At 63.6% G+C, this 250-nt stretch carries 1 protein-coding gene; it reads right to left on the bottom strand.

The window, feature by feature from the left end:
• On the bottom strand, positions 1-250 hold a 250-nt coding region (locus tag GSQ92_RS26465), incomplete at both ends, for a hypothetical protein (protein WP_159014602.1).

The raw sequence follows: 250 nt of genomic DNA, 5'->3' as shown, positions 1-250 counted from the left end.
CCGATGATGGCGGCGCAGCAGATCAAAGCCACGCCGCAGGCAGGACAGCATGCCGAGGGCAAGAATATCGACCTTGAGCAGCTTGAGCGCGTCAACGTCGTCTTTGTCCCATTCGAGCACCGTCCGGCCGGCCATCGCGGCATTACCCACGACCGCCATTTCGGTGAGCAGGCCCCGGCTCATGACGAAGCCGCCGACATGGGTCGCGAGATGGCGCGGAAAATCCTGGATCTCCGCCGCGAGCTCCAAA

The sequence above is a fragment of the Acidisoma sp. S159 genome (assembly GCF_009766125.1).
GTDB lineage: Bacteria > Pseudomonadota > Alphaproteobacteria > Acetobacterales > Acetobacteraceae > Acidisoma.
The sequence above is the reverse complement of the archived record's forward strand: the minus strand, read 5'-3'. Positions and strand labels throughout refer to the sequence as shown.